The sequence below is a fragment of the Streptomyces sp. NPDC001100 genome (genome assembly GCF_053598575.1).
The window spans coordinates 163,108-175,841 of the sequence record NZ_JBSFKO010000010.1 but is presented as its reverse complement, the minus strand read 5'-3'; the positions used below and the strand labels follow the sequence as shown (position 1 = coordinate 175,841).

The 12,734-nt window shown below is 72.4% G+C and carries 8 protein-coding genes; 5 read left to right on the top strand and 3 right to left on the bottom strand.

Features of this window, described 5'->3' with window-relative positions; all coding sequences use genetic code 11:
• Positions 1 to 269 precede the first annotated feature (269 nt).
• A complete protein-coding gene (locus ACWDEW_RS16980; protein ID WP_362974249.1) occupies positions 270 to 824 on the top strand; it encodes a DUF3455 domain-containing protein in 555 nt (184 codons plus the stop codon).
• Between the two features lie 69 nt (positions 825 to 893).
• Here the strand turns inward: ACWDEW_RS16980 and ACWDEW_RS16975 are convergent, their stop codons facing one another.
• Positions 894 to 2,972 (bottom strand): ATP-binding protein, encoded by a 2,079-nt coding sequence (locus ACWDEW_RS16975; protein WP_450513614.1) that lies wholly within the window; start codon positions 2,970 to 2,972, stop codon positions 894 to 896.
• Positions 2,973 to 3,260: 288 nt separating this feature from the next.
• Here ACWDEW_RS16975 and ACWDEW_RS16970 point away from each other — a divergent pair, with 288 nt between their 5' ends.
• Positions 3,261 to 4,523, top strand: coding sequence for an alpha/beta hydrolase (locus ACWDEW_RS16970; RefSeq protein ID WP_450513612.1), 1,263 nt, complete (start codon positions 3,261 to 3,263; stop codon positions 4,521 to 4,523).
• 8 nt (positions 4,524 to 4,531) lie between these two features.
• Here the strand turns inward: ACWDEW_RS16970 and ACWDEW_RS16965 are convergent, their stop codons facing one another.
• A complete protein-coding gene (locus ACWDEW_RS16965; protein WP_450513610.1) occupies positions 4,532 to 7,342 on the bottom strand; it encodes an AAA family ATPase in 2,811 nt (936 codons plus the stop codon).
• A gap of 165 nt (positions 7,343 to 7,507) precedes the next feature.
• Here ACWDEW_RS16965 and ACWDEW_RS16960 point away from each other — a divergent pair, with 165 nt between their 5' ends.
• The 3 genes from ACWDEW_RS16960 (at position 7,508) to ACWDEW_RS16950 (ending at position 11,046) form a co-directional block, all read left to right on the top strand.
• The gene (locus ACWDEW_RS16960) at positions 7,508 to 8,176 is read left to right on the top strand and encodes a helix-turn-helix transcriptional regulator (protein WP_450513608.1); all 669 of its coding nucleotides are present in this window, start codon (positions 7,508 to 7,510) and stop codon (positions 8,174 to 8,176) included.
• A 177-nt stretch (positions 8,177 to 8,353) separates the two neighbouring features.
• Positions 8,354 to 9,037, top strand: a complete 684-nt coding sequence (locus tag ACWDEW_RS16955; RefSeq protein WP_450513606.1) for a DUF4255 domain-containing protein — start codon at positions 8,354 to 8,356, stop codon at positions 9,035 to 9,037.
• Positions 9,038 to 9,054: 17 nt separating this feature from the next.
• On the top strand, positions 9,055 to 11,046 hold the full coding sequence (locus ACWDEW_RS16950) for an ATP-binding protein (RefSeq protein WP_450513604.1): 1,992 nt from the start codon (positions 9,055 to 9,057) through the stop codon (positions 11,044 to 11,046).
• A 16-nt stretch (positions 11,047 to 11,062) separates the two neighbouring features.
• Here ACWDEW_RS16950 and ACWDEW_RS16945 read toward each other — a convergent pair whose 3' ends face one another.
• The gene (locus ACWDEW_RS16945; RefSeq protein WP_450513602.1) at positions 11,063 to 12,481 is read right to left on the bottom strand and encodes a hydrolase; all 1,419 of its coding nucleotides are present in this window, start codon (positions 12,479 to 12,481) and stop codon (positions 11,063 to 11,065) included.
• Positions 12,482 to 12,734: the final 253 nt, after the last annotated feature.

Genomic DNA, 12,734 nt, shown 5'->3' with positions numbered 1-12,734 from the left:
GCGGCCGGCGGAGCTTCCGTAGAGGAGACCGGCGGCCGTCGTGCCGGACAACGGAAAACGGGACGGCGATACCTGTTTCGGACGAGTGCGCCGCGGGTGAGCAGTGCTGGCCACAAGTCGATCAGAAGTTGGCAACCCGGTCGCGATTGATCCGCCGTACATTGCGTCAGCGGGGCCGAAGATCATCTGATCGGCCCGGAAGTCCGGATACCCGCGACCTTGTCGCAGGAATCGCGACCATGTTCAGAAAGTGCTCTGGAGACACACCGATGAAGATCGCCAAACGTCTCGTCCTCACCACCGCGGCCCTCACCGCCGTAGCCGGCGCCACGCTCGCGAGCGCGACCGTCGGCCAGGCCGCCACCCCGAAGCCGCCCGTTCGCCTCGGTGTCACCGTGCCCGACGCGCTGAAGGTCCCCGACGGCAACAAGCTCACCGGCGTCTTCTCCGCCGCCGGCGTCCAGACCTACACCTGCACCAACGGCGCCTGGACCCTGCTGGAGCCCGCCGCCACCCTGTGGGCCAAGAACGACCGCACGCACCGCTCCGTCGCCCTCCACTCCCGTGGCCCGGTGTGGGTGTCCACCGTGGACGGCAGCGCCGTCAACGGCTCCGCGATCGCCAACTCGCCCAAGACCGGCACCATTCCGGAGCTGCTGCTGAAGGCCACCGCCACGCGCGGCACGGGCGTCTTCGGCGGCGTCTCCTACATCCAGCGCCTGGGCACGGACGGCGGCGTCGCCCCGGCCGGTGCCTGCACGGGCACGGACCAGGTCAGCGTCCAGTACACGGCCACGTACGCGTTCTACAAGCCCGCCGAGTAACAAGACAGTTGGCACGAGGACTGGGGCAGTGGCCTTCCGGGCGACCGGCGGTCACTGCCCCGCATTCTTTCAACTCCCTTGCGGGGGCTCCTGTTCGGCCCTGATCCGGCCGTGCACCTCCCAGTCCCACACCGTCTCGCGCACCTCGTCCAGCGCACGGGCCAGATGTCTGCGATACGTGCTGAACGCCAGGTTCAACTTCCGCGCCACCGCCTCCTGCGTCGACGTCGAGTGGTATGTCGCCGTCAGCACCTCGTACAGATGCCGGGTGCGCGGATGGGCGTTCAGCCGCTGTACGGCCTTGTGGATCAGGTCGCGCAGCGCGGTCACCGGGTCGCCCTCGCTGAGGTCCTCCACCAGCCGGCTGCGCAGCAGCGGGTTGTCGGCGAGCCCGCCCGGGTCGAGCCAGCCGCGCAGCGCCTCGCGGACCGCGGCGTCCGACTCCTCGCGACTCAGCGATGTCAGACGGGACTTGGGCTTTCCGGCCGGCACGGCCGGTGCCCCGCCGAGCAGCCGGGCGTCGATTCCCTCGGCCCACTCCTCGACCCGCGCCGCCCGCCAGTCGTGGCAGAACAGGCCGTACCCGCGATCGGCGTGGACGGCCTGGCGGGGCGGCTGGAACATGCCCAGGTAGGTCATCAGCGGCGTCCAGAACTTCGGTTCGGCACTGACGAAGCAGGACCAGGCGCAGTGCTTGGCGCGCAGCAGTTCGAAGACGATCCGCATGCGCACCAGGTCCCACGACCGCGAGGGCCGGTGATGGTTCTCCTCGTGCACCATGAACCGGGCCACACCGAGGTGTTCGCCCTGGCGCGGGGGTGTCATCGCGGACACCAGGTCCCACGCCTCGGCCGTCACGGGGTCGGCCGCCCGGGTCTCGTCGTCCAGCTCGTCGATCCTCAACCAGGCCATGAAACCCAGCAGTTGGCCGGAGTCGCAGCGGCGGTGGAGGTGGAACGCCTCGGGCTGGCGCTGCAACCAGTGGGCGACGACACGGGCGTTGTGCTCGCCCTCGACCCTGCGGGTCAGCTCGATCAGCGCCGGGGCGTCCTCCGGCCGCATCGGCTGCTCATGGACGGCCCCTTCGGTGCGGTCGCCCTGGAACTCGCGAAGCCACTGGGCCCTGGAGACGATGTGGTTGAACTCGCGGGCGGCCCGCAGGGCTTCCTTCTCCGGCGCCTCGCGGACGCGCTCCACCAGATGCCGGCGCACCGTGCGGTGCATGGCCTTGTAGCGCTCGGGATCGCGCCAGCGGAAGTCGCTGTCGAGGGCGTCCCGGACCACGTCGTACGGGCACACCCCGAAGGGCCCCGACTTCATGAACGACAACTGCCGCAGCCAGGCGAAGAGTTCGGTGGCGTCCTCGTCGGGGAGCGCCACTCGCAGCAACTCCTCGGTGGTGTCGCCGACATGGCCGCACACCTCCAGCGCCCGCCGGTGCGCGGACGACGGCGGCTTGCCGACCAGGTGCGTCAGCAGCCGGTCGACGACCGTGCGCAGCGGCGCCCAGAAGACCTCGTCCGTCGACGTGCTGTCGTGCGTCGCGGCCTCCGCGGCCAGTCGCAGGGCGAGCGGATGGCCCGCCGCGAACCGGAGCAGAGCCGCGTGCGCGGACGGGTCGACACCCTGCGAGGCGAGCAGGGCCTGCGCGTCCGCCGGCTCCAACTCCCCGAGCGGCACGACCTGGAGCAGTTCGCTCCACCCGAGGTCAGCTTTCCACAGCGGGTCGGGGGCGAGCCGGCCGGCGACGACGACCAGGGCACCGGCCGGTAACCGGGGGAGGAACCGGTCGCGTATCCACTCCTCCATGTCCCGGTAGCGCTCGAAGTCGTCGACCAGCAGGACAGCGTTGTCGCGGACGAAGACCTCGGCGGTCGCCGCCTCGAAGGCCGACGGGGAGCGGTCGATCGTACGGGCGTCGACGCTCACGACCGGCCGGCCCATGGCGTGCGCCTCCGCGGCGAACCGCTGGAGCAGGGCGCTCTTGCCGATGCCGCCCGGTCCGTGCAGCACGACGACCGTCGGGGCGCCCGGTTCGCCGGCCGCCGCGCGGCGGAAGAGGGCCAGTTCCCGCTGCCTGCCGACGAAGTACTGCAACCGGGCGGACGCCAGTCTGTCGGCCAGCACGGCGGAGTCCTCCGTCGCCATGGTGTTCCCCTCCCCGGAGCCGACCTCTTCGGGCCGCTGCGAAACCTACCGGGTCGGGCCGGACGACGGGACACGGCCGGACCTTACGCGGGTCTTACGGACGGTGGGACCGGCCACCGGAAGGACGCAAGGGGGACGCCCCGAAATCCGGTAAGGGGGCGTCCATGGAAACGGTAAGAGACCCCGCTTCTTTGTCCTATTCGCACTCGTTGAGGAACGCGAAGGGGTTCGTAGCCCTCCTTCTGTATGAAGGAACGAGCACAGGCAAGGAACCGGGGACTGAGTGGCATGGGTTTGACCAGCGAGACTACCGTTTATGTGATGGCGGCCGTCGCCGTCGTCTGCGTGGCGCTGCTTGTCTGGCTGTGGCCGCGGCTCGCCAAGCCCGGGGTGCGGCAGGTGCTTGGGCGGCTGACGGCCATCGGAGTGACGCAGGTCACGATTATCGCCGCATTCGCGTGCTGGCTGAACTCCTCGTACCAGTTCTTCGGATCGTGGGACGAGCTCTTCGGCAACACGGACACCGCGCCCGTCGGCGTGACCCAGGCGTCCGACCACAACGGCGACAGCGCGACCGGCATCTCCGTGAAGGGCGCGCTGGTGCAGCCCGCCTCCGACGAGCAGCTGAACCGGGTCAGCGGACTGCCCACCGGCAATCCCGCGGTCAACGGCAAGGTGGAGTCCGTGAAGGTCATCGGCCGCCGCACCGGCGTCGTCGACCCGGCCTTCGTCTACCTGCCCCCGCAGTACTTCCAGAAGGCGTACGCCAGGCAGCGCTTCCCCGTCGTCGTCGCGCTCAGCGGCTACCCCGGCAGCATCTTCAACCTCGCCCAGTACCTCCGTGTCTCGCAGACCGCCGGGCAGCTGCAGAAGAGCGGCCAGATGCAGCCGACCATCATGGTGATGATCCGGCCCACGATCGCCCCGCCGCGCGACACCGAGTGCGTGAACGTCCCCGGCGGACCGCAGACCGAGACCTTCCTCGCCAAGGACCTCCCGCAGGCCCTGAAGTCCGCCTACCGGATCGGCCACGACGCCAGCGCCTGGGGCGTCATGGGCTACTCCTCCGGCGGCAGTTGCGCTTTGCAGCTGACGATGCGCAACCCGCACGTCTACACCACGGCCGCCGCGCTCTCGCCCGACTACCGGGTCAAGGACGACCCCACCACCGGCAACCTCTTCGGCAGCGGCCTGGGCCGCGTCAACCGGGTCAACGGACACGACCTGATGTGGCGGCTGAAGCACCTGCCCGCCCCCCAGGTCTCCGTCCTGGTCGCCGAGAGCAAGCACGGCGAGCGCGGCTATCCGCAGACCCTCGCCTTCATCAAGGCCGTCAAGGCGCCCATGCGCGTCGTGTCCATCCTGCCCGAGTCGGGCAGCCACAACTTCCCCACCTGGGTACGGGAGATGCCCGCCGCCCTGAAGTGGATGAACCAGCAACTCACCTTCCCCCAGGACGTCGTGCCCCGCCACCTCCCCAAGAAGAAGGCCCACAGCACCGTACGCGCGGAGGGCACCGAGCCCACCCCGACCGCCCGTACCCACAAGTAGCGTCCGCCTCAAGGGTGTTGGCCCCGGCCCAGCGTCCGGGGCAGCTGGCCCCGGCGCTGGATGCCCAACTTCCGGTAGGAACTGGTGAGATGGGTCTCCACCGTGCGCCGGGCCAGGTGCAGCAGATCGGCGATCTCGGTGTTCGTACGGCCGTCCGCGGCCAGCTCGGCGATCCGGCGCTCGCTGTCGGTGAGCGACCCCGAACCGGTGCGGGCCGGGACCCTGCGCCGAGCGCCGCTCTCCCCCAACGCCCCCTCCGCCAGGGCGCGTAGCCGGGTCGCGCCCAGCCGCTCGGCGCGCTCCGCGGCCTCCCGCAGACACCCGCGGGCCCGCCGCAGGTCCCCGACCGCGGTCAGCACCCGGCCCTGCGCGATCAGCGCCGGCACCAACTCGGTCTCCGTCCCCTCCGGCGCCTCCCGCAACAGCCCCACGGCCTCCTGGGCGAGCTCCACACCCCGCCGCCCGCCGGTCGCGGCGGCCAGCACCCGCAGCGAACGGCCCACTGTCCGGGGCGTGTTCCACACCCGGGCCAGCCGCAGCTCCTCCTCCGCCAGACCGATCGCCTCCCGGGAGCGGCCGAGGGCGATCCGGCACTCGGCGGCGGCCGAACGCCACGGCGTGACGACCGGGCTGACCACCTCACGGGCCGACTGCCGGCGCCCGCACTCCAGGAAGTCGTGCAGCGCGCCCGCCGTATCGCCGCCCGCCGCGCGCAGCACACCCCGCGCGTACAGGAATCGGTTCAACTCCCAGGAGTCGGGCGCCGACCGGAGGTCGAAACCGTTCGCGAGGCGCAGCGCCCGCGCCTCCTGCCCGGTCGCCAGCAGCGCCAGCAGGATGGTGGCGTGCCCGTTCGACGGCGTGCCGCGCGCCCAGTTCCGCGCCCACGCCTCCGTCAGCAGCCGCCCGTGCTCGCCCCGGGCGGACAGGATGTCGGCCCGTACGTTGGTCAGCGCGTCGTGCATCGGATGCAGCAGGTCGGGACGCTGCCCGACCAACCCGCGCTCCACCAGCCGCTCCGCCTCCGGGAGTTCGTCGGCCCACTGGGCCACGGCGGCGGCCGTGCCGAGCAGGAACGGCTCCGTCAGCGGGTCGGCGGGCTGGGCCAGCAGCCCGCGCAGCCGCCCCATCGCCTCCGCCGCCGAGATCAGCCCGGCCGTCGCCGCATGGCGCACGACCAGCGCCTGACCGGCCGTACCGACCAGCTCCGGCGAGTCCTCGGCGGCATCACGCAGCCACCGGTACACGTCCTGCCGCACCGACTGGTCCTGCTCGGCCAGCAGCACCGAAGCGGTCTGGAGGGTGCGGACCAGATGCGGACGGTCCGTCAACTCGTCCTCCGCGGTGCGCAGTACGTCCACGGCGGCCACGGTCCTGCCCCGGCCGGCCAGTGCCGTACCGAGGGCGACGGCGGCGCGCATCGTGTCCTGCGGCGCCCCCGACAGCCGTAGCGCCTCGCTCAGCCGGGGGATGCCGGCCGAGGAGGTCCGGGTGTACTCCAGGGAGCCCAGCTCGGTCAGCAGCCGCTGTCTGCGGCCGTCCGGCAGCGGCTCTTCCAGGACCCGGCGCAGAAAGGCGACGGCGTCGTCCGCGCGCCCGTCCCGCAGCGCGAGCGAAGCCGCCTCCTGGAGCACGGCCGACGTCCAGGGCGCGCCCACCGGGTCGGCGAGCAGCAGCTGCCGGGCGACCGTGTCGGGGGAGCCGCCGTGGCGCTGCATCGTCTCGGCCGCCGCCGCGTGCGCGGCCCGCCGCCTGGTCGCGGGCACGCCGGTGAGTACCGCGTCGCGCAGGAGTGGATGCGCGTAGCGCGGGCGCCCGTCGGGGCCCGGGCGCAACAGCCCGAGCCCGGTCATCGCGGTGAGCCAGCCGGCCACCCGCGCCGGGTCGGCGCCCGCCAACTCGGCGATCAGGGCCGCCAGTTCGTCGGCAGGAGCCGGAGCGCTGCGGTCGGCGGGCAGCGCTGCGAGCGGGTCCCGGGCCCAGCCCTCGTCCAGTGCGGCCAGGATCCGCGCGACCTCGCCGGTGGCCGCGCCCGCGGACTCCAGCCACCAGGACACGGCCGCCGGATACGCCCCCGGGTACAGCGCGGCGGACGTCTGCGGCACCGTCGGATGCCGGCCGGCGCCGAGGTCGTCGAGCAGGGCGCGCAGCAACAGGGGGTTGCCGGCGCCGGCCCGGACACAGTCGTCCACCCAGGGTCCGGGCGCGTCGGCGCGCACCGAACGGACCAGTCCGGCCGCCGACTCGGCGGTCAGCGGGGCCAGGGTGAGGGTGCGGACCAGCGCGGGCGACAGGGTGTGGGTCAGTCCCGGCGCGGACGGCTCGATGTCGTACTGGCTGCGCTCGGTGACCACCAGCAGGATCCGTAATCGGTCCACGTGCCGGGCGGACTCGACCAGCCAGCGGTGCGAGGCGGCGTCGGCCAGATGGACGTCGTCCACGGCGATCAGCAGCGGTGCCGTGTCGGCGTACGAGCGCAGCACCCGCCCCAGCCGGGCGGCGCTCGCCCGCTCGTCCCCGCCGGCCGCGAGGTCGGTGAACTCCGTTATCGGGCCGAGGAGTTGCTGGACGGTGGCGTACGGTACCGCCTGGTCGCGGGGCGAACAGCGGGCCCGCAACACCCGCATGCCGTGCGCCGCCGCGTCCTCGGCGGCGGCCTCCAGCACGGTGGTACGGCCCGTACCGGTGGCCCCGCGCAGCAGCACGAGGCGCCCCGAACCGGCGCGGGCCTGCGCGGCCTCCACCGCCAACAGCCGTGCCGCGTCCCGGTGTTCGCAGGGCATCACGGACTCTCCGGCGTCAGGTGTGGTCCCCGTCATCGCGGTCCTCCTCGTCTCCGTCGTGGTCCGTCGTTCGTCCGATCTCGTGGTGCTGCTCGTGGTGCTCCACGATTGCGCGCGTCCCACCCGCCCCACGAGGGTGAGGAGTACACGGCCGCCACCAGCGCAACTGGGGTGGCACGTATGTGGATTCGAGGGAGAACGTTGCTCAGCTCATCGCGGACCGGGCATCCCGGTACGGCCGACCCCGGCGACCGGATACCCGTGGCGGTCCACGCCCCGGACCCGATCTCGCGCGAGGGAGCACTCAGCCAGCTGCGCAGATACCCGGAGATCGACCTCCGCGAGGAGACCGACACCGGACCCGGCAGGGTGGCCCTGTTCATCGCCGACACACTCGACGAATCCGCGCTCACCAAACTGCGCAGACTCGTGCGCAGCGAGGGCGGGCGGGCCGTGCTCGTCGTAGGGGCCCTGCGCGAGGCGGAGTTGCTCGATGTGATCGAGTGCGGAGTCGGAGCCATCGTCTGGCGCCAGGAGGCGACCGCGCAGCGTCTGGTGCAGGCCGTGATCGCGGCGGCCCGCGGCGACGGCGACCTGCCGGCCGATCTGATCGGCCGACTCGTCGAACAGGTCGGGACGCTGCACCGCAGCGCGGCGGGTCGGTCCGGAGTCCAGACGGCGGGGCTCGTGCCGCGTGAGGTGGACGTCCTGCGGCTGGTCGCCGAGGGACTCGACACCGGAGAGATCGCCAGCAAGCTCTCCTATTCCGAACGCACCGTCAAGAACGTGATGCACGGGCTCACCACCCGCCTCCATCTGCGCAATCGGGCACACGCGGTGGCTCATGCCCTCCGGGAAGGCTACATCTGACCGAACGGGCACTCGAAGCCGGACACGCGGGCAACCTGCCGTGCCCTCCCCACGTCCCCAACGTGCTTGCGGGCACGGCCGGTTGGAACGGCACGATCGGAGTACGGCCGACAGGGGCGTAGCGGGCGCCGACGCGTACGGCGGGGCACGACAGCACGGCAGGGCGGGAGCACGGCGGTGATCCACGAGGTGGACGAGGTCCTGGGGGACCTGATCGGCGGCGGCGCACTCGCCGGTTCGGGCATCGAGGTGTCCTTCGACGCACCGACCCGCGATTGGGCGGCCCGGCGCAACACCCCCACGATCAACACCTACTTGTACGACATCAGGGAGGACGTGCACCGGCGCCAACGCGGGCATGTCGCCGTGCGCGACGAGCGGGACGTGGTGGTCAAGCGCCGCCAGCCGCCGCGCTGGTTCCGGCTGTCGTACCTGGTGACGGCGTGGACGAAACGGCCGCAGGACGAACACCGGCTGCTGTCCGCCGTGTTGGCCACCCTGATCCCGCGCGAGCTGGTCGCTCCCGCCGAACTCCCGGGATCCCTCCGCGAGTTGGGCCTGTCGGTGCCGATCTCGGTGGCCGGCATCCAGACCGAGTCGCGGTCCCTCGCGGAGATCTGGTCCGCCCTCGGCGGCGAACTCAAGCCCTCCCTCGACCTCGTCGTCACCGCGCCGTTCCCGGCCTACCCGGAGTACGACGCGGGCCCACCGGTCACCGAGGGCGCCGCGGTCCGCGTGCACGGACTCGACGGCACGTCGCCGGGACCGGAGGAGCGGGCCCACCGCCCGCGCCAGGTGGCGGCGGCCCGGGAGGCCCGCGAGGTGGCGCGACGCCGGAGGACGTCGGGGACGGGGACGTGACGGTCGAGGAAACGGGTGTGTCTGTCGGCGTGACTCCTGACATCGAGCCGGAGGCCGACGCTCTCATCGCCCGGCTCGGCCGCCTCCGCGAGCGCGTCGCCCTGCTCGTCGCCCAGCGCTCCGCGACCGACCCCACGGCCACCGACCCGCTGCGCGGCCTCTACCTCTCCGGGGAGGCGGTGGAGTACCTGCTCCTGCGATCACCCGAACCGGCCCCGCCCGTATGGGAGTCGGCACCCGACCGCCTCGCCGCCCTCCGTCTCCCCGACCTCGACACCGCCCTCCTCCTCATCGCCCTCGCCCCCGACCTGGACCGCACCTTCGAGCCCCTCTACGGCTACCTCAACGACGACGTCGGCCGCCGCCGGGCCACCGTGGGACTCGCTCTCGACCTGTGCGGCATCCCCGCGCACGACGCGGAGGGACGGGCCCGGTTCCATCCCACGGCCCCGCTCTCCGCCCTCGGACTCCTCGCCGTGGAGGAACCCGAACGCCCTTTTCTCAGCCGCTCGTTGCGGGTCCCGGACCGGATCCTGGCCCACCTGCTCGGCGACGACACCCCGGACGCGGCCCTCACCGGCCACCTCCACCCGCTGGCGGCGCCGAGACTGCCGTACGACGGTCAAGACCCGGGCGGGGACGACGAGTTCACCCGCTTCGTGGACCGGCTGGCCGTGCTGCTCGCCGAAGGGCCGCCGCTCGCCGTGTATCTGAGGGAGCATCACGAGGGTGACGGGCTGCTGTGCGTGTCGGCCGCGCTGACCGCGGCACGGGCGCCCGCCGTGCGTTTCTCCGGCCCCGTGGAGCGGGTGCCGGAGCTGCTGCGCGAGGCGCGGCTGGGCGGTCGTACGGTCGTGGTGGGCGGGCTGTCCGACCAACCCGGCACGCTGGTAAGGGCGTTGACGGCGGCCACCGATGTCTCCGTGGTGTTCGCCGGGGCCCGTCCGTACGACCCCGAGTGGTGCGAGAGCGACCCGCTGATCCTGGAGGCGCCCCGGCAGCGAGCCGCGGCGGTACGCGCCTGGACGGCGGCCGTCGGCGAGGACAACGGCTTCGACGTACGGGCCACCGTCGCGCCGTACCACCTCGGCGCCGACCGCATCGCGCGCGCCGCGCGTGCGGCCCGGGGGCTCGCCGCGTTCGACGGGACCCCGCTGACCGCCGCCCACCTGCGGCTCGCCGCACGCCAGCAGTCGGCGTCGGGGCTCGAACAGCACGCCCGCCGCATCCGGCCCGCCGTCGACTGGCGGGACCTCGTCCTGCCCGAGCGGTCACTGACCCAACTCCACGAACTCGCCCTGCGCGCACGCCACCGCGACCGCGTCCTCGGCGACTGGCGGCTCAGCGCGGGCGGCGGCCGGGGGCGGGGGGTGCTCGGGCTGTTCGCCGGTGAGTCCGGTACCGGCAAGACACTGTCGGCGGAGGTCGTCGCGGCCGAACTCGGCCTGGATCTCTATGTGGTCCAGCTGTCGTCGGTCGTCGACAAGTACATCGGCGAGACCGAGAAGAACCTCGAACGGATCTTCACCGAGGCCGATCGCACCGACGCCGTGCTCCTCTTCGACGAGGCCGACGCGGTCTTCGGCAAGCGGTCCGAGGTGAAGGACTCGCACGACCGCTACGCCAACATGGAGAGCGCCTATCTGCTCCAACGCCTGGAGTCCTTCGACGGGATCGCGCTGCTCACCACCAACCTGCGCGCCAACATCGACGAGGCGTTCACCCGGCGGCTGGACCTGGTCGTCGACTTCCCGTTCCCCGACCCGGCGCAGCGGCTCGCCCTGTGGCGGCACGGCCTGACCCATGTGCCGAGCGCCCCGGACCTCGAACTCGCCGCGCTGGCCAAGGAGTTCGAGCTGGCGGGCGGCTCCATCCGCAGTGCGGTCGTCACCGCCGCCTATCTCGCCGCCGGACGCGGCGACACGGTCGGCGCGGCGGACCTCCTGGAGGGGGCCCGCCGCGAATACCGCAAGGCGGGACGGCTGGTGCCCGGCGAGGGCACCTGGTAGCCACCCAACGGCCGCGCTACACCGTGAACTTGACGGCCACCAGCCAGCGGGAGTTGTCGAGCGTGCCGCCGAAGAGGTACTTGGGGCGGGCGTCCGCGCACCCCTGACCGCCCCAGTCCCACCCGGTGTTGCGGGCCGTCTCACAGACCTGGCCGCTGCCGATGTTGAGGGCGAAGCCCGTCATGTACGGGGCGCCGTCCTTCGAACTGCCGATGTAGTTGTCCTTGTTGTCGTCGATGATCGCCGTCCACTGCGGCTCCCACATGCCGTTGCCGTCGGTCGAGGCGGGGTTGTGGATGAAGGCGTTGGCGCCCGAGCCGAGGCTTCCCGACACCGCGATGTTCAGGGCCGTGATCTGCTTGGCGTCGTCGACCGTGCCGGTCGCGGCCCCGTCGCAGACCGCGTCCGTCCAGCCGTCGCCCGCGATGAAGGCGCGGTAGCAGATGTGCCGGCCCGAGTCCTTCGCGGCCAGCTTCTTCACCGCGGTCGCCGCCGTCGCCGGCTTGGGCTTGGGCTTGGCGGACGCCGTGGATCCGCCGCCGCCCCCGCCCGCCGCCGCGGCGGTCGAGGTCACGGCGGCCGGCGGGGGAGCCGCGGCCGTCTCGGAGGGCGGGGCCGGCACGCTCGCGGTCGGCGAGGGAGCGGGTGCGAGGGTGCTGACGCCCGCGTCCTTGAGCTGCTCGGTGGCGGTCGTCCGCACCTGCGGCTTGTACGCGATCCACAGCATCAGGAAGGTGAGCGCCAGCGCGAGGACGGCCCCGAGGAAGGTCGCGAGCCAGCGCGGCAGGAACCCGCGCTGAAGGTAAGTCCCCTCCACAGGAAGGGGGTTGGCGCCGGACCGCAGCACGTTCAGCGCGTACGGCCGCTGCTCCTTCGGCCCGAACCAGATGATCTTCCGGGGCTTCAGGGACGCCTTGACGAACGCGGCCCGGCCGGGCTCGATCTGTACATTGCCCGGATGGATGTCGTACGACAGCTGGTCGCCGTTGTCACTGCCGCTGATCGACGCCGTCAGCTTGGTGTTGCCGAGGTTGTCCACGGCCAGCCGGGGGCGGCCCCGGAACCGGCCCTTGACGGTCGGCGGTACCAGCTCCGCCCGCACCTCGGTGAACGGGGTGATCGTCAGATTGCCCTCGGGGACGGTGACCGCCTCCGGGTGCTCGGTCGGCGTGATCCGTACGGCGTAGGGGTTCGGGCCGGCCGTCGCGTCCGGGGTGCGCGGCGGCGCGAAGGTCAGGTCGACCGTGCCCGTCGTACCCGGGTAGAGCCGCAGCGTCTGCGGCTCCACGGTGGTCCAGGGCGCGATGTCCCCGACCGGCTCGAAGCGGTACTCGTCCACGACGTCGCCGGTGTTGCGCAGCCGCAGCCGCACTCGGGTACTGCCACCGGGATCGACGGTCGCGGACGCGGGCTCCAGGGAGGTCCACAGACTCATGTGCCGACGCTATGACGGATGGTGAAGGGACGTCAGGAGCCGCCGGGGCAAGGGCGACTGCCCAAAGGGGCGCCGTCGTAAACGCGGTTGCCGCCTGAGCGGTGGGAACATTCGTCGCGGCGGCCCGGGAGGGCACCGCAGGGCAGCTCGCGGCAGGCGGCCGGACTGCCCCTAAGGGCACGGAGGTTGCCCCGAGACAGGAACCCGAGGACGTTTCGGCGGCCGGGGCACGCGAGTGAGGCTCAAGAGCGTC